The organism is Pseudomonas kitaguniensis (assembly GCF_009296165.1).
Taxonomy (GTDB): domain Bacteria; phylum Pseudomonadota; class Gammaproteobacteria; order Pseudomonadales; family Pseudomonadaceae; genus Aquipseudomonas; species Aquipseudomonas kitaguniensis.
Map to the genome: position 1 here is coordinate 34944 of NZ_VUAZ01000049.1, position 16955 is coordinate 51898.

The window sequence follows — 16955 nt, forward strand, 5'->3', positions numbered from 1 at the left end:
ACATCGCGCCTGGGCCAGTGCTTGGGTACACTTCCACGCTCACTTGATCGGTATCAGGAACACTTACATGATCGCTTGCCTACGGCTGCTCTCCGCCCTCTGCCTCGCTGCCTTATTGGCCGCGTGTTCCAGCTCGCCCTCATCCAGCCTTGGCGACCTCCCACGGACCCCGGATGCCAGTATCGAGCAACTGCTCGAACAGGCCACCGCCGCCAACACGCCGGAAAAGGCCGCGTTGCTGCGCCTGAGCGCGGCTGACCTGGCTTACCACCAGAACAACCCTGGCCGCTCGTCGCAGATTCTTGCGCAAGTGCCGTTGGGTGTCCTGAAGCCGGCCGCGCAAGTATTTGCCAGCACCCTGGCCGCCGAACTGGCCATGGCGCGCAACCAGCCCAAGGCCGCGTTGACGGCACTGAACCACGCCAGCCTGCAAAGCCTGAAGGAGCTGCCGACAGACCAGCAGATCCGCACCGGCACCGTGCATGCACGCGCTTATGAAGCCGATGGCCAAACCCTGGCTGCCGCTCGCGAGCGTGTCGCCATGGCCCCGCTGCTGAGTGGTGATGCCGCCAAAAGCAACCACGAAGCCATCTGGGCGCTGATTGCCGCCCTGCCTGCCGAACAGTTGCAAGCCAGCGGCAACCCGACACTCGACGGCTGGATCAGCCTGGCCCAAGCGGTCAAGGGCGCGGGCACGCTGGAGCAACAGCAAGCAGCCATCGACACGTGGCGTGCGCAAAACCCCGGCCACCCTGCAGCGGTGAATCTGCCGACCCCGCTGACCAAGCTCAAGGAGCTGGCGAGCCAACCGCTGAACAAGATTGCCCTGCTGCTGCCCCAGGACGGCCCGCTGGCCGGCGTTGCCAAAGCGCTGCGCGAAGGCTTCATGGCGGCACATTACCAGGCTGAACAAGCCGGGCAAAAACCACCGGTCATCGAGTTTTATGACACCTCGCGCCTGACCTCGCTGGATGACTTCTACGCCAAGGCCCAGGCCGCCGGTGTGCAACTGGTGATTGGCCCGCTCGAGAAGCCGCTGGTCAAACAACTCAGCGCACGCGCGCAACTGCCGATTACCACCCTGGCGCTGAACTACAGCGAAACCGATCAAAGCCCGCCGCAACTGTTCCAGTTCGGCTTGGCTGCTGAAGACGAAGCCCGCGAAGTCTCGCGCCGCGCCCGCGCCGATGGCCTGCACCGCGCCGCCGCCATGGTGCCCAAAGGCGAATGGGGCGAGCGGGTCTACAGGGCGTTCCGCCAGGATTGGGAAGCCAATGGCGGCACCGTCGTCGGCGTCGAGTACGTTGACCAGCCGGTTGCCCTCGCCCAACAAATTGCCGACCTGTTCCAACTGCGTAAAAGCGAAGGTCGCGCCAAGAGCCTGCAAAACACCGTCGGTGCCGACGTAGCGGCGCAGCCGTCGCGCCGCCAGGACATCGAGTTCATCTTCATGGCGGTTACGCCGCAACTGGCCCAACAGATCAAGCCGACGCTGAACTTCCAGTACGCCGGTGATGTGCCTGTGTACGCGACCTCCCACGTGTTCAGCGCGAGCGGTGACAAGAACCAGTACCTGGACATGACTAACGTGATGTTCTGCGAAACCCCGTGGCTGCTCAACACCACTGACCCGCTGCGCAACCAAGTGACCGCCCAATGGCCACAAGCCAACGGCAGCCTCGGCCGCCTGTACGCGATGGGCGTTGATGCCTATCGCCTGGCGCCGCGCCTGGGCCAGCTCAAAGCATTGCCGGACACGCGCGTTGACGGTCTTTCGGGCAGCCTGGGCGTCAGCGCCAACCAGCGCGTTGATCGCCAGATGCCATGGGCCAAATTCGTCAGCGGCGAAATCCAGCGCCTGCCGGACACCCCGCGCTGATGCCCGAGCGGTCCAGTGCTCAAAGCGGCAAGGATGCCGAACTTCAAGCCCTCAACTATCTGCAACAACAGGGTCTGCGCCTTCTGGCGCAGAACTGGTTGTGTAAACGCGGTGAGCTTGATCTGGTCATGCTTGACGGCGATACAGTAGTATTCGTCGAAGTCCGCTATAGAAAACACACACAATGGGGTGGCGCGCTCGCCAGTATCGACGGGCGCAAGCGTCAGAAGCTGATACTCGCCGCGCAGTTTTACCTGCTCAAAGAGCATCGCTGGGCTGACTCCCCCTGCCGTTTCGATGTGGTTGCCATAGAAAGCACACCGTCTGGCCCGGCTGATCCGAACTGGCTGAAAAATGCCTTCGACAGCTGATTCACCGGACATTTTCACCCCACACTTTTGCTCTTTGCATTGCGGGCTGCACATGACTGTGCCAAACAGCCGCGCTACTTAAGGTCACACAGATGGACATGCAATCCCGAATTCGCCAGCTTTTCCAGGCCAGCATCGACACCAAGCAACAGGCGATGGACGTACTTGCACCGCACATCGAGCAAGCCAGTCAGGTCATGGTCAATGCCTTGCTCAACGAGGGCAAAATGCTCTCGTGCGGCAATGGCGGTTCGGCTGGTGATGCCCAGCATTTCTCTTCCGAGCTGCTCAACCGCTTCGAGCGCGAGCGCCCAAGCCTGCCGGCCATCGCCTTGACCACCGACTCGTCGACGATCACCTCGATCGCCAACGACTACAGCTACAACGAAATTTTCTCCAAGCAGATCCGCGCGCTGGGCCAACCCGGCGACGTGCTGCTGGCGATCTCCACCAGCGGCAACTCGGCAAACATTATTCAAGCGATCCAGGCCGCACATGATCGCGAAATGATTGTCGTAGCATTGACTGGGCGCGACGGCGGCGGCATGGCCTCGTTGCTGCTGCCCGAGGACGTAGAGATTCGCGTCCCGGCCAATGTCACTGCACGCATTCAGGAAGTCCACCTGCTGGCGATCCACTGCCTGTGCGATCTGATCGACAGCCAACTGTTCGGGAGTGAAGAATGACCGTTAACCGCCTAAGCCTTTTGGCCATTACGCTGTGCCTTGCCATCAGCGGCTGCAGCACGGCAATCACCGCGACACGTGACACCCCCATCCAGGACGACAAGGGCACACGTACATTCGGCAGCAAAATTGACGACTCGCTGATCGAAACCAAGGTCGAAGTAAACGTCGCCAAGGCGGCTACCGACCTCGGCAACGGCGCATCGCGTATCGTCGTGACCAGCTTCAACGGCGTTGTACTGCTCGCCGGCCAAACGCCGCGTGCCGACCTCAAAGCTCAAGCCGAGCAAGCCGCCTCCACCGTGCAACGGGTGAAGAAGGTCCATAACGAACTGCAGGTGATGGACCCGATCACGCTGTTGGCCATCAGCAACGACGCCTTGCTGACCACCAAGATCAAGGCGCAAATGCTCACCGACAGTGCGATTCCCGGCTCGCGGATTAAAATCGTCACCGACAACGGCATTGTCTACATGATGGGCCTGCTGACCCAGGCAGAAGCCACTCGCGCCTCCAACTTGGTACAAGGCGTGTCTGGTGTGCAAAAGATCGTGAAGGTCTTCGAATACATCGACTGATGTAATCGACAGCCACAAAAAAGGGCGCCGTGCATTGAATGCACGGCGCCCTTTTTAGTGGCCAGCGTTTACTGGTACTGCTGGTACGGGTTGCCCTGGAACTGGTTGTTCTGCTGTGGCGCCTGTTGCTGCTGCTGAGCAGGCTGGCCATATTGCTGGCCAGGGATCGGGCCGAGGTTAACCTCTACGCGACGGTTCTGCGCACGGCCATTCACGTCGGCGTTGCTGGCAATCGGGTTATCCGGGCCGGCACCGCGTGCGCTCAAGTTGGTCGGGCTCACGCCTTGTGAGGTCAGGTAGTTGGCCACGCTTTGCGCACGGCGTTGGGACAGGTCCATGTTCAACTGGCGGCTGCCGGTGCTGTCGGTGTAGCCAACGATCTGGATGGTGTTCTGGTTGAACTGCTTGAGCGAGCCCGCCAGGTTGTTCAGCGGCGTGTAGAAGCTGCTGGAAATCGCATCGGAGTTGGTCGCGAAGGTGATGTTACCCGGCATGATCAGCTTGATCTGATCGCCCTGGCGCTGCACCTCAACGCCGGTGTTGGCCATGCTCTCACGCAGTTTCTTTTCTTGCTGGTCGGCGTAGTAGCCATAGCCTGCGCCACCCAGACCTGCGACGGCGGCGCCAATCAGAGCGCCCTTGCCACGGTTGTTATGGTCGATTGCGGCACCCGCCAAACCACCGGCCAATGCAGCCAGGCCGCCGTACTTGGCGGTTTTGCTCATACCGCCTTGCGTTTCGTTATTTGCTTGCCCTTGGCTGCCATCATAAGGATTAGGTGAAGCGCAGCCGGACAAAAGGGCTACGGCGGTGGCAACAACAAGAAGACGACGTGGCGTGAACATGAGGAAAGCTCCTACTTTTGCATTCTGTGGTGCAGAGGACATCGGCAATGGGCCTGTGCCGAGTTTTGAACGCGACAAACGGTAAAAATTCCGTGGAGACTTTCTGAGCATCGACAAACAATTGGCCACACTTACCGGCAGTGAAAACGTAGCAGACGCAGGCTGAACGCGACCTGTGTTTTTACAAAGCGAACTGATTCAAGATTCTTCCAGGACTCGCGACCGATAACTGCCTGGTGGGCAACCAAACCAGCGATTACAGGCTTTGTGAAAGCTACTCGAGTCACGAAATTTCAGCCTCTGCGCGATCGCCGTCACAGTCGAGTTCTGCAGCCTCAGCAACTCGCCCGCCAACTGACGGCGACACTCATCAAATAATTCACGAAAACCCGTCGACTCGTCATCAAGGCGATTTTGCAGCGTGCGACTCCCAAGGTTGAGTTCCCGCGCAACGATCTCCAGCGACACGTCTTTGCTGAGTGTCAGCCCTATATAAATATGATTGCGTACCGCGGGTGCCAGTTTGACCTGGCGCCTCGCAAGTTCTTCACTTGCGTGGCTCATGTGATGGATACGCAGTGCTGCATTCGCCGTAGCCAGCGGTTTTTTAGCGGTCTCAGACGCAAAGGTGATTTTATTGATCGGGCAGCCAAACGACAGGTTTTTACCAAATACTGCTTCTAGCCGCGCAAGGTCGCGTGGTTCGTCATAACTGAACGAGGCGGAATCGGGCAATGGCCTATCCCAAGGTTCAAGCCAATGCGTCAGCCCCATAAATGTCGACATGCAGCAGTCGATGTAGTGCCTCGCCACCCCCAAGGACTCAATGCCCAGAAAGTTAACGCTGATCACTCCCGATTCGTCTCGCGCAACCAGCGGGGTTCTATCAGACGATAACACCGAAAAGTGCGAGGCAGTCTTCATCGCCTCACCCAGCGTGGCACTGGACATGATTGCGTAAAAATGCGAACTAAGTTGGCCTGGATGGAACATCGCGTAAGACGCCAACCCGACCTCTACATCACCCGCCTCTGCGGCAACAGCCTCAATAAATGTTGAGGCCGTTAGAATCGCCAACATTGATTGGTTCTGGATCTTTTCCATGAGTTCAGCATGAAAAACGGTTAGCGCCAACGAAGGGTTTGGTACACAGTTAATCAAGCGAAGAACCACGTGTGCGCATGAGGCGGCAAGCATTGGCATAACAGGGCACTCAGGTCCTATACATTTACTCAGCATGCCAAAGCCAAATGACCGTGCCAAGTTTTCTTTTATCGGTTATTTGACCGAACACACTGAGACAGAAGAAATCAAGGCCGCACCGGCACACAGTGTTTATTCTCAAGACTTCTGTTTGCACATAACATTTTTATGTCACTAACAGCATGAAGAATCTTTTATTTGGTTAGCATGCCAGCGCTCTGCGGACATGGACATTTTAATAGTGGGCAACGCTATACAATAACCATGCGCAAAAAAACGGCTGCCCAAGCGACACCTATCGCTTGGGCACTCGCGTTAGACGCTACTTCTATACCTTGAAGTGACTGACCATCTTTTGCAGTTGGCCGCCCAGCCGCGCCAACTCAATGCTTGAAGCGGCCGTTTCCTCACTCGCGGCGGCGGTCTGCTCGGACACATCGCGAACATTTACAATACTGCGGCTAATATCTTCGGCGACAGCGCTCTGCTGCTCAGCGGCGGCGGCGATCTGTTGGTTCATCAATTCGATGTTGGACACCGTTGTTGTGATGCTATGCAGCGACGTGCCAGCTTTACGGGTGAGGTCTACGCTGCTGAGCGTGAGTGCCCGACTGCTCAGCATGATCGTGGCGACCTGGCGAGTACCGTTCTGTAGCCCTGCAATGAGTGTTTCGATCTCTTCAGTCGATTGCTGAGTTCGCTGTGCCAAGCCTCGCACCTCGTCAGCGACCACAGCGAAACCGCGGCCTGCTTCGCCCGCTCGTGCGGCCTCAATAGCGGCGTTGAGGGCGAGCAGGTTGGTCTGCTCGGCAACGGCCTTGATAACATCCATGACCTTGCCAATTTTAGCGCTCTCCGCCTCCAATTGGTTCATCGCATCGGTTGAGCGATCCACCTCAGCCGCAAGGGTCTCAATCTGGGCGATCGCATCACTGACGACTTTATCGCCGGCACGCGCTTCGGCATCAGCGGTGGATGCCGCACGCGACGCTTGTTCGGCATTACGTGCGACCTCCTGGACCGTTGCCGACATCTCATTCATTGCGGTGGCCACCTGGTCTGTTTCGACTTTCTGGCTGTTAACGCCCGCGCTGGTTTGCTCCGTCACCGCAGAAAGTTCTTCCGCGGCGCTCGCAATCTGCACGACGCTGTCGCGAATCCCGCCAATCAGGTCTCGCAAGGTATCGCCCATGTGCTGGATACCCTGTTGCAACTGACCCAGTTCGTCCTGGCGAGACACGGCCGCGGAAGGGGAAAGGTCCCCGGAGGTTATGCGCCTGACGACCACCAGCGTCTCGCTCAGAGGCCTCGTTATCTGCCGGGTGATGACGATGGCTGCAATCACTCCGATCAGCATGGCGAGCAGCGTACAGCCCAATTGCACACTGCGAGCCTGAGCGCTCTCGGCATCGCGCTGGGTCAGTTGGAATTGATAGAGTTGCTCACTCAGCTCGACGATGCTTTGCCCTTGGCCTGTCATCTCGGCGCGCGCACTGGCAATGTTGTCGCTGGCAGACTTAAAGGTCTGCAGCGATGTTTGGTAATTCGAAAGAGACTTTACGATCTGCCCGACTGTGTTGGCCTCTGCTTCGCCCAACACCGATTGCACCTCGCCAAACCCCTTGATTGCGACCTCCACCGACCGCATGGCCAACTGCGCAGCCTCTGGCGTCAATACAGAGGTGTACCCGCGTACTTCGTAGCGTGCTTGCATCAGGTTTTCTTTCGCTTGAGTAATCACCTGATAGTTACCCATGGTCTTTTCAGTGACCGGCGTGACCTTGCTGGCATCGGCTTGAAGCTGATCAATCAAACGGACCGACGCCTCCGCGTTTACGTTCATCTGCACCCGCATCGCGCCACTCGATGTGTAAGCGCTACGCATGGAATTGAGCGATTTTTGGTAGTCTGCGATCACCGCGCTGAGTTTATTCAGTACTCGAATATTTTCGGGACTCTTGAGCGTTCCGAGTAAAAACTCTTGATAGGTTTTAAAGTCGTCCAACGCCACCTGGACGTTAGCCGCTACCTTCTCGTCTCCCTTCGCGATCATGTATTGCAGGCGCGCTACGCGAAGGATAGAAACCTTGAAGTTTAACTTGGTAATGTCACTCATCCAATTGCTACGGTCAATCAGACTGTTCAAGCTGGACCAACTGGTCACTGCCAGAATCCCGGTCAATACCAAGACAACCCCAAATCCAAGGGCCAGTTTTTTACTGACGGAAATATTGGCGAACCCGCTACTCATTAACAATCTCCAAAATATTTACGCAAAAAGGTTCGTGTAGTGACAGGGCACTAAACCCCAATAGGTTGTGGCTTTATGCTATCGGCGAGGCGTGAAAAAAATTTAAATTTAAACGGTGATCGGGGATAAAAAAATGCGTTTATTTAAACACTATTGTCCTCAGGCGAATTCAGAGGACAGTTTGGAATGACAGGACATTAAGCGATAAAAAAGTACGCTCATTACCGAACAGCTCGATGCCTGTTTCAATAAAAGTTACTCATCATGAATACATTGATACCGCAGGTCGTATTTCGCATAACGAAGGACCCGAAAACACCGTTGCCGGAGAGAGCTGTTCTCGCAAAACAGGCATAAAAAAATCCGATGCCAGGCCTTGGCATCGGATTTTTAAGGAAGCCCAGCGCGTGCTCAACTGCTCAAGTAACTGCAGTTACAGCGCCCGCCGGACTTTTTTCAGGTCAGGCCGCTTTACAGCGCCATGTCCTGAGCCGGTTTGCTCTCCTGCGGAGCAGCCGGCTTGGCCGGAGCAGGGATCGCATTTGAGTAGGCCGTCACGTCGATCACTGGCGGCTTGCTCAGTTGCAGAACCTCAGCGGTGTAGTCCCACTCTTGCTGAACGCGCGCTGGCGACTCATTAAGCTTGGTACCGTAGCTCGGCACGATCTGGTGCATCTTCTCCTGCCAGGCAGGCGTCGCGACCTTGTCCTTGAAGACCTTTTCCAACACATCGATCATGATCGGTGGAGCGGTCGAGGCACCTGGCGAAGCGCCCAGCAGGCCAGCGATGGTGCGGTCCTGGGAATACACAACCTCGGTACCCAGCTTCAACACACCGCCTTTATCGGCATCACGCTTGATGATCTGTACGCGCTGGCCGGCTTGCCACAAGCGCCAGTCTTCTTTTTTGGCGTGCGGGAAGTACTCTTTCAGTGCGTTGAAGCGGTCGTCATCCGACATCATCAACTGACCGGCCAGGTATTCGATCAGCGGGTACTGCTCAACACCGACTTTGGTCATTGGCCACACGTTATGCGGCGTGGTGGTCGACAACAGGTCGAAGTAAGAACCATTTTTGAGGAACTTGGTGGAGAACGTCGCGAATGGCCCGAACAGAATCATTCGCTTGCCATCCAGTACGCGGGTGTCCAGGTGCGGTACCGACATGGGCGGTGCACCGGTCGAAGCGATGCCGTAAGCCTTGGCCATGTGCTGCATGGCGATGTCCTGGTTTTCAGTCACCAGGAACGAGCCACCTACCGGGAAGCCGGCATAATCGCGGGCTTCAGGGATGTCGGCTTTTTGCAGCAGCTTCAATGCACCGCCGCCTGCGCCGATGAACACGAATTTCGCATCCGTGGCGTGGGTGGTGCCGTCTTTCAGGTTTTTGTATTCAACGTGCCAGCCGCCGTCCTTGTTGCGAGTAATTTCTTCCACTTCGCTGGACAACTTGAGGCTGAAGTTAGGCTTGGTTTGCAGGGCAGCAACGTACTGGCGAGTGACTTCACCCCAGTTCGCGTCGGTGCCGATCGGCGTCCAGGTAGCCGCGATTTTCTGCTTGGGGTCACGCCCTTCCATCATCAGCGGAACCCATTGTTTGATCTGCGCCTGATCTTCGCTGTATTGCATGCCGGCGAACAGCGGGCTGCGCTGCAGTGCCTCGTAGCGCTCTTTCAGGAACTTGACGTTATCGTCGCCCCACATGAAGCTCATGTGCGGGGTGGTGTTGATGAAGGAATGCGGGTTTTTCAACACGCCCGACTTGACCTGCCAGGCCATGAACTGACGAGTAACCTGGAAGGCCTCGTTGATCTCGATCGCTTTGGCGATTTCGATCTTGCCGTCTTTGCCATAAGGGGTGTAGTTGGACTCGGCCAGCGCAGAGTGGCCCGTACCGGCGTTGTTCCAGCCGTTGGAGCTTTCTTCGGCAACGCCATCGAGGCGCTCAACCATTTCCATGGTCCAGCCTGGCTCGAGTTCGTTAAGCCAAACACCGAGGGTGGCACTCATGATGCCGCCGCCAACCAGCAACACGTCGACTTTTTTGGTCTCTGCCGCATGAGCCTGCATAAGGCCCATAGACAAGGCCAGGCCCAACAGGGCCTTGTTCGCTTTCTTCAACATACTGTGATTTCCAGGATAGAAGGTCATCCGCCTGCCCGCCGCAAACGTACGGTTTTACGGCTCACGGCTTGCCACAAACGCGGGCAATCGCAGACCTGGCGGGATGAACATACAGGCCGATAAACTGCATCGACCTAACTCTCATGCCCCCTGCGCTGACTTCTTGTAGGTTGTCTTCAGCTGCTTGAGAAACTATGAATACTTGGCCCTGCTTCCAGGCGTTTAACCTTAAGAAACTGAAGCGAGGATAAAATTTGCGCTCACATTAGCGGCTCCGCCATGGCAATACAATGCTAGGGTGCGTCTATTTGCCACTCTCGACGGCCGGGAGGGAACGATTTGGCTTTTTGCTGTTCCCTCCACCGCATACGGCTAATCACGGATGATTGACGTTGCCCCTGCTGCGCAAGGGGTAAGGCCTGTGATGCAGCAACGGGTAAGCTACTCACCCGCGATTAAACCAAGAGCAACATCCAGCACCGCCGCGCGTCGCGTTTGGAGCACGAGTTATGCCGAGTAAACGGGTCATCTGCGAACACTGCGACTGCGTGTACGAAAAAGTCACGCTCGCCAAACATCAAAAGGCCGTGTGCACACGCTGCTCAAGCGTACTGCAGCGTTACAACGGCCTGTCGGTGCAACAACGGCTCGCCCTGACCGTGACCGCCGCCGTGCTGTGGGCCTTCGCCAACTTTTACCCGGTAATGAGCATCAGCCTGCAAGGTTTGAAAAGCAGCGCGACCTTATGGGATTCAGTCGTGGCGCTGAGCTTGGGGCCGATCACCTTTATTGCTTTGGTGGCGGCCATTTCCATCATCATCGCGCCCGTGTTTCAACTGCTGTTGCTGATATGGGTGCTAAGTTTCGCCCTGTCCGGCAAACGCTCACCGGCGTTCAAGCTGTGCATGCGCTGGCTAGAGGCACTCAGGCCGTGGAGCATGCTCGAAGTTTGCCTGCTGGCCGCCATGGTCGCAGTGTTCAAGCTGGCCGGCATGCTTGATGTGGCGCCCGGCACTGGGTTGTTTGCGTTGGGCGCCCTCAGCCTGTTGCTGATCCGTATCGCCGGGCGCGATGTGCGCGACTTGTGGGACAGCGTATGAAGCCGCCGCCAACTGCCCGCGAACTCAACCTGTGCCTGTGTCACACCTGTGGCCAGGCCTGCGACATGAGCACCGAGCCCACCGAGTGCGAGCGCTGCGGCGCGCCCTTGCACCGGCGCAAGGTGCGTTCACTGACACGCACCTGGGCCTTCATGCTCACCGCACTCGCGTTTTATGTTCCGGCGAATTTATTACCGGTGATGAACACCAACATGCTCGGTTCAGGCGCGGACAGCACTATCATGAGCGGCGTGCTGGAGTTCTGGCAGCATGGCGCCTGGGACATTGCCCTGATTATTTTCATCGCCAGCATTGCGGTGCCCGGCATCAAGTTTGTGTCGTTGACGCTGCTGCTGGTTACCGTGCAGCGCAACAGCCTGTGGGCACGCAGGCAACGCTCGAAGCTGTTTCGGTTTATCGAACTGATTGGCTACTGGTCAATGCTCGATGTGATCGTGGTAGCGCTGGTGGCCGCACTGGTGAAGTTCCAGGCGCTGGGCACCATCGAGCCGCGCCTGGGCATTCTGTTTTTTGGCTTGGTGGTCGTGTTTACAATGCTCGCAGCCATGAGTTTCGACCCACGGCTGATCTGGGAAAACCCACACAACGAGGAAACCTCGGATGACCTTACACAAGGCTGACACCCCCGCCGGGTCGCCTGCGATCAAGACGCAGCGTTTCAGCGTTTCGCTGGTATGGATCGTGCCGATTGTTGCGGTATTGGTGGGGCTGTCGCTGGTCATTCACAGCATGCTTCAACAAGGCCCGACCATCGTCCTCAACTTCAAGACCGGCAGCGGCCTGACCGCCAACAAAACCGAGGTCAAATACCGCAATGTGGTGATCGGCCAAGTCTCCGACGTGGCCTTGAGTGATGACCAGAAAAGCGTCAATGCCACCATCAAACTGGTCAAGCAGGCCGAGAGCTTCACCCGCGAAGACTCGAAGTTCTGGGTGGTCAGGCCGCGCATTGGCGCGGGTGGCGTGTCCGGCATCGATACCTTGCTTTCGGGTGACTACATCGGCGCGGACATTGGCCAGTCCGATACGCGCTCGCACCAATTCAAGGGCCTCGAAAACCCGCCGCCGATCACCTACGGCGAACCGGGCAAACGCTTCACCCTGCATACCCAAAGCCTCGGCTCGCTGGATATTGGCTCGCCGGTCTACTACCGGAAAATCCCGGTCGGCCAGGTCGTGGCCTACGAACTGGATAACGAAGGCAAAGGCGTGAATATCGACGTGTTTGTGCATGCGCCGAACGATGTGTATGTCACCGACAACACGCGTTTCTGGAACGCCAGCGGCATAGACTTGAGTGTCGGCGCGAATGGCTTCGCACTCAAAACCGAATCGTTGTCCTCAATGCTCGCCGGTGGAATCGCCTTTGTGGCGCCGCCTTACAGCCCCAACGACAAGCCGGCCGACGAAAATCATGCCTATGAACTGTTTGACGATCAGCAAAGCGCCCTCGCCCCCCCTAACGGTGAGGGGCAATACATGGTCCTGCGGTTTGATCAGGCATTGCGTGGGCTGAAAGTCGGTGCGCCGGTGGAATTCCTCGGCGTCGAGTTCGGCAAGGTGGTGTCGATCAACATGGATTTCGATGCTAAAAAACGCAGCTTTCCGATCAACGTCGGCATCGTGATCTACCCGCAACTGCTCGGGCAGGCGCACACCAAGCTGCTTAAAGCCATGGACCATAACATCGACGATGAGGCGAGCGGCGTGCGCCTGATCGGCACGTTTATCGAAAACGGCCTGCGCGCCCAAGCCCGCAGCGGCAACCTGCTGACCGGCCAACTCTACATCGCTTTGGACTTCTACCCGAAGGCCGAAAAAGTCAGGTTTGACGCGAGCCAGCGCCCGGTCAGCATCCCGACCATCCCCGGTAACCTGGAACAGTTGCAGGAGAAACTCGAAGGCATCGTCAACAAGATCAGCCAGCTACCGATTGACCGGATTGCCGGCAACCTCGACAGCAACCTGGTCGAATTGCGCAAGGGCCTGACCCAGTTCAACGCCAAGACCTTGCCCGCCGTGCAAAACACGTTGGGTGACGTGAGCAAGACGTTGCAGTCGGCCAATTCCACCCTGGCCGAAGACTCGCCGCAGCGTGAGCAACTGACCCAAACCCTGGATGAACTTGGCCGCATGTCGCGCTCCTTGCGCGAGCTGTCGGATTATTTGGGCAGGCACCCGGAATCGCTGATTCGCGGTCGCCCTGAAAATGCCGCGCCACTGGACCTGCAGGCGCCACCACGCAAATGACTATTGGAGCAGCCATGACGTTTCCGTTGAAGATCACGCTGATGACTGCGTTGCTGCTACTTGCGGCGTGCAGCAGTGAGCCGATTGCATTTCACACGCTGACCCCGGCGCACTGGAGTAACGCAACGCGCGCCGACGCGGGTGGTATTCGCATTGAAAGCATCAGCGTGCCGCCGCAAGTCGACCGCCCGCAGATCGTGATTCGCCAAGGCAACAGTGGCGTGGCGATTCTTGAGACGCAATGGTGGGCCGCCAGCCTGGCGGATGAGCTGAAAAGTGCGTTGGTCGATCAGTTCGCCAACAGCGATGCCCGCCAAGCCGTATCGCTGCGCCTTGAAGTGCAACGTTTTGACTCGGTGCCTGGCCAATACGCGCTGCTCGACGTGCGCTGGCGCTTGCGGCAAACCAGCGGCGGTGATCGCCCGATGCTGACCTGCCGCAGCACCTTGCAGTCGCCGGCAGGCCCGAGCATTGACGACGTGGTGGCGGCGCACCAGAACAACCTCAAGCGCTTCGCCACGCTGATCAGCCAAGTGCTCGACAAGCCGCTCAACGCGTGCCCGGCGGCGCAATAAACGGCTGCAGGTTCAGGCCAGCAAACCCATCGACTTGGCCCGCGCCACCGCCTGGGTACGACGCTCCACGCCCAGCTTGCTGTTGATGTGGCTGGCGTGGGTTTTCACCGTGTGCAGTGAAATGAACAACTGGTTGCTGATTTCCTGGTTTGAACAGCCTTGGGCGATCAGTTGCAGTACCGCCAGTTCGCGGGCGCTGAGGGTTTCGTGGTTGGGCGCCACCTCAACCACCGCGACAACCGGCAACAGCGCCAGCAAACTTTGGCTCAATACGCCATTGGGGTCTTTGCCCAACTGTTCGCGCATCCAAACCGGGTGAGTTTCCAACAGGCGCTGAAACGGTTGCAGCGCGCCACCGGCGCCAGCTTCAAGGGCCTGAGCGACGGTCGCTCGCGCCTTGGTTTCCTGGCCGCACGCCAAGAGTAAATGCGCCTGCTGAGTCAGCGCCATCAGGGCAATCATCTGGCGCCCGCTGCTTTGCGCCTGTTGCGCCAGCGTTTCGAGGCGTTGCAGCGCGGCGGCAGGCTGATGGCGAATAGCATCGAGTGCCGCGTGTTGCAGCCCGATATGTTGCGCCAAGTGTGGATGAAACTCCGGCGCGGCCGCCGCGTGTTCGCCGTTGTAGGTCTGCCCCAGCCGAGTCAGCCAGGCGTCGGCGAGGTCGGTACGGCCTTGGGCCAGCCACAATTCGCATTTGATCAGGGTGATCATCGCCAGGTAGTAGATCGGCGGCACATCCCAGATATGCATCAAGCGCTCGGCCTCGGCGAGTTCGGCAAAGGCCTTGGGGAAATCCCCACGCCGCCCTTCGAAGTTGGCGATCACGCAGTGCCCGATCAACACGCTGATGTCCCGGCAGGCGCGGGCTTCGCTGAGGCCGGCGCGCAGGCGCGCGAGTCCGGCTTCAGGCTGACAGCGCAGCAACAGCAGATAACCTTCGTAGAGCGACAACCGCGCGCGTACGGCGTACAGCCGCTGCGGCGCCACGCCGTGCAGGCGTTGCAGGCCCTGACGCACCTCGTCGAGCGAGCGCAGGATTTCGCCACGCGCCTGCAACACACGTGCACGGTCGTAGTGGGCCAGGGCTTCAAACAGCGGGTTGCCGACGCGTTGCGCCAGCTCCAGCGATTCGCGGTTCAACCTGCGCGCGCGCCACAGGTCGGCATCGACGATGGCCAGGTTGGACAGGGTCGACAGGCACATCAGGCGCTGGCCGTAGCGCTTCTGCGGCAGGCTTTCCAACGCCTCGCTGCAATAGCGCTGGGTCAACTCGCGGTCCCCTCGGCCCCGCGCGATAATCCCGCTCAGCGCCAGCCATTGCGCCAGCATCGATTTTTGCGCAGTCGCCGACGGTGCCGGCAGGTAACGACTGAGGTAGCCGGATAATTCTTCGGCAGCATCCAGTTGGCAGGCCAGCCCCAGCGCCCAGCTGTAAAGCACGATCAACCGCGGCGTGCTGACCAGCAGGCTTTCGGGCAAGTCCATTTTCCAGCGCAGCAGCATGCCGACATTCTGCTCAGCCAACAATTGCTCTTCCGACAGGTTTTGCACCAGGTTTGCCGCCACGTCGAGGTGGCCGGCGCGCAACGCCTGCTCCACCGCTTCATCGATCAAGCCCTGCGCGTTGAACCAGCGGCAAGCACGCAGGTGCAGGCTGGCAATCGACAACGTGGCATTGCTGGCGCGGCGGGTGAGCAGCAAGTCGGAAAACAGGTGGTGATAACGGAACCAGTGGCCCTGCTCGTCCAGCGGCACCAAAAAAACTTGATGGGCTTGCAAATAACCGAGGATTTGCGCGCTGTCGTGGGCTTCGCGCACGGCGTCGCAGAGTTCGCTGCAAAAACGATCCTGCGGAGCGGTGTCGTACAAGAACGCTTGAACCTCGACCGGCAGGCAGTCGATCACTTCTTCCAGCAGGTAATCGCGAATCAGCCCTTCGCCACCGTTCAAGTGCTGCGGCAACGCGCCTTCATTGCCGGCTTCGGAGACGGCCAGCAGCCAGAAACGCAACCCGGCCACCCAGCCCTCACTGCGACGGATCAAGTTGTCCAGTGCCTCGCCGCGCAACGAGCTGCTGTGCCGGTCCAGTAACGCCAGGGACTCGTCGTGTGTCAGGCGCAGGTCTTGTTCGCTCAGCTCCAGCAAGTGCCGCGACAGCCGCAGCCGCGCCAGATGCCAGTCCGGGCGCTGGCGGCTGGTAACCAAGACCACCAGCCCGTCCGGCAAATGATTGAGAAAAAACTGCAGGCAGCGATCCAGCACCGCGCCTTGGGCCAAATGGTAGTCATCGAGCACCAACAATAAAGGCGCACGCTTGGACAGGTGCACCGTCAGCTCATCGAGCAGGCCGTCGAGCCATTCTTCAAAGGCAAAGGGTTGGTGACGCTGGCGCATTTTCAGCAAGCCCAAGGACTGATTGCCGAGTTGCGGGAAGTAGTGTTGCAAGCCTTCAAGCAGGCGCTCAAGGAAACGGCCGGGGTCGTTATCGCGAGCGCTCAGGCCCAGCCACAAGCTTTGCCAATGCGCCGGCAGGCCTTGGCAGAACTCCACCGCTAACGAGCTTTTGCCGAACCCGGCCGGGGCGCTGACCAGTAACAGTCGCCCTTGCAAACCGGCACTCAGCCGTTCGCACAGGCGCGGGCGCAGCACGTAGCCGTCAGGCAGCGGAGGCCTGTAAAAGCGCGCTTCCGGGGTCGGAATCACAGCGTTTGCAGGCCCCTGGATTCGGGACAGATCAGTCATCGCCGGGCTCTTGTAGAAGGCTGTCGTCGGCATTGCAGATGTCCGCAGACTAGCGGTAAACGCGGCGGGGTTGTAGGGCTTTGCAAAAATTGGCTGAAAAAGAACTGCGACAAAAAATGTGGGAGATTCGATGGCTGAACGGTAGGCGCACAAAACCGTTTTGAAAGCGGGACGCAGAGCGTGGGAGCGATCATCTCCCCAGTAGCCAGTAGAATGCATTAAAACTGTGCGGGCTTGCTCGCGATTGCGGTATATCAGATAAGTACTTTTCAACTGACACAGCGCAATCGCGAGCAAGCCCGCTCCCACAAAAGCGCTGTTGATCTGCTT

At 58.5% G+C, this 16955-nt stretch carries 13 protein-coding genes and 1 pseudogene; 8 read left to right on the forward strand and 6 right to left on the reverse strand.

Annotated elements, in window-relative coordinates:
- The first annotated feature begins 67 nt into the window (after positions 1–67).
- The 4 genes from F0169_RS09370 to F0169_RS09385 all read left to right on the forward strand — a co-directional run bounded on the left by F0169_RS09370 (position 68) and on the right by F0169_RS09385 (position 3514).
- Positions 68–1879: a penicillin-binding protein activator gene (locus F0169_RS09370; RefSeq protein ID WP_152746326.1), complete on the forward strand. Its 1812-nt coding sequence runs from the start codon at positions 68–70 to the stop codon at positions 1877–1879.
- Positions 1879–2250 carry a YraN family protein gene (locus tag F0169_RS09375; protein WP_152746338.1) on the forward strand — a complete coding sequence of 124 codons (372 nt, stop codon included), beginning with the start codon at positions 1879–1881 and terminating at the stop codon, positions 2248–2250. Before F0169_RS09370 ends, F0169_RS09375 begins: the two co-directional genes overlap by 1 nt.
- Positions 2251–2342: 92 nt before the next feature.
- A complete protein-coding gene (locus tag F0169_RS09380) occupies positions 2343–2936 on the forward strand; it encodes a phosphoheptose isomerase (protein WP_007904374.1) in 594 nt (197 codons plus the stop codon).
- Entirely contained in the window at positions 2933–3514 is a 582-nt protein-coding gene (locus F0169_RS09385; RefSeq protein ID WP_058414278.1) for a BON domain-containing protein, read from the forward strand. Before F0169_RS09380 ends, F0169_RS09385 begins: the two co-directional genes overlap by 4 nt.
- A gap of 68 nt (positions 3515–3582) precedes the next feature.
- Here the strand turns inward: F0169_RS09385 and F0169_RS09390 are convergent, their stop codons facing one another.
- The 5 genes and pseudogenes from F0169_RS09390 to mqo all read right to left on the reverse strand — a co-directional run bounded on the left by F0169_RS09390 (position 3583) and on the right by mqo (position 9937).
- Positions 3583–4359, reverse strand: a complete 777-nt coding sequence (locus tag F0169_RS09390; protein WP_058414279.1) for a YiaD family glycine zipper/OmpA-like lipoprotein — start codon at positions 4357–4359, stop codon at positions 3583–3585.
- 198 nt (positions 4360–4557) lie between these two features.
- Complete coding sequence (locus tag F0169_RS09395; protein WP_172979385.1) at positions 4558–5463, reverse strand: AraC family transcriptional regulator; 906 nt, start codon at positions 5461–5463, stop codon at positions 4558–4560.
- Positions 5464–5890: 427 nt separating this feature from the next.
- Positions 5891–6754 (reverse strand): methyl-accepting chemotaxis protein, encoded by an 864-nt coding sequence (locus F0169_RS28365; RefSeq protein ID WP_421556791.1) that lies wholly within the window; start codon positions 6752–6754, stop codon positions 5891–5893.
- Positions 6746–7813, reverse strand: a pseudogene (locus tag F0169_RS28370) (methyl-accepting chemotaxis protein); the annotation flags it as partial. The gene F0169_RS28365 and the pseudogene F0169_RS28370, both read right to left, overlap by 9 nt.
- A gap of 471 nt (positions 7814–8284) precedes the next feature.
- Entirely contained in the window at positions 8285–9937 is a 1653-nt protein-coding gene (gene mqo, locus F0169_RS09405; RefSeq protein ID WP_152746329.1) for a malate dehydrogenase (quinone), read from the reverse strand.
- A gap of 509 nt (positions 9938–10446) precedes the next feature.
- On the opposite strand from mqo, the gene F0169_RS09410 reads away from it, so the two are divergent.
- Genes F0169_RS09410 through F0169_RS09425 form a run of 4 tightly spaced genes read left to right on the forward strand, consistent with a single transcriptional unit; the run spans position 10447 to position 13883 of the window.
- Positions 10447–11037 carry a paraquat-inducible protein A gene (locus F0169_RS09410; protein ID WP_058414283.1) on the forward strand — a complete coding sequence of 197 codons (591 nt, stop codon included), beginning with the start codon at positions 10447–10449 and terminating at the stop codon, positions 11035–11037.
- Positions 11034–11678 carry a paraquat-inducible protein A gene (locus tag F0169_RS09415; protein ID WP_152746330.1) on the forward strand — a complete coding sequence of 215 codons (645 nt, stop codon included), beginning with the start codon at positions 11034–11036 and terminating at the stop codon, positions 11676–11678. The genes F0169_RS09410 and F0169_RS09415 overlap by 4 nt, the downstream gene beginning before the upstream one ends.
- Positions 11659–13308 (forward strand): PqiB family protein, encoded by a 1650-nt coding sequence (locus tag F0169_RS09420; RefSeq protein WP_058414285.1) that lies wholly within the window; start codon positions 11659–11661, stop codon positions 13306–13308. Before F0169_RS09415 ends, F0169_RS09420 begins: the two co-directional genes overlap by 20 nt.
- Before the next feature lie 14 nt (positions 13309–13322).
- The gene (locus tag F0169_RS09425; RefSeq protein ID WP_152746331.1) at positions 13323–13883 is read left to right on the forward strand and encodes a PqiC family protein; all 561 of its coding nucleotides are present in this window, start codon (positions 13323–13325) and stop codon (positions 13881–13883) included.
- Positions 13884–13895: 12 nt separating this feature from the next.
- Here F0169_RS09425 and F0169_RS09430 read toward each other — a convergent pair whose 3' ends face one another.
- Complete coding sequence (locus F0169_RS09430; protein ID WP_152746332.1) at positions 13896–16625, reverse strand: winged helix-turn-helix domain-containing protein; 2730 nt, start codon at positions 16623–16625, stop codon at positions 13896–13898.
- Positions 16626–16955 lie beyond the last annotated feature (330 nt).